Source organism: Pseudoalteromonas aliena (assembly GCF_038155085.1).
GTDB lineage: Bacteria > Pseudomonadota > Gammaproteobacteria > Enterobacterales > Alteromonadaceae > Pseudoalteromonas > Pseudoalteromonas aliena_A.
Genome location: NZ_JBAKAU010000260.1, coordinates 1 through 212, shown reverse-complemented (window position 1 = coordinate 212; position 212 = coordinate 1). Strand labels below are relative to the sequence as shown.

1 protein-coding gene is annotated in these 212 nt (G+C 36.3%); it reads left to right on the top strand.

Annotation, left to right across the window (positions count from 1 at the left end; translation table 11 throughout):
* A partial coding sequence (locus V6260_RS19315; protein ID WP_341595627.1) for a DUF3630 family protein occupies window positions 1–212 on the top strand: 212 nt, incomplete at both ends.

Genomic DNA, 212 nt, shown 5'->3' with positions numbered 1-212 from the left:
ACAAATGTATTTTGAATAACCCTATCGAGCTACCAAATGAAGAAGTCTTTGAGCTATGGAGTTCATTATTTTTACACTCAGACGATATAACCATCATTGAGTACTCCGCTGGTGCGGATCGGCATCAAGTTCGCTTTACTTATAATCATCACAGCTTTTACTTAAATTATGAGCTTTACAGCCAAAGTACTTGGATTAATGGTGAAGGTATT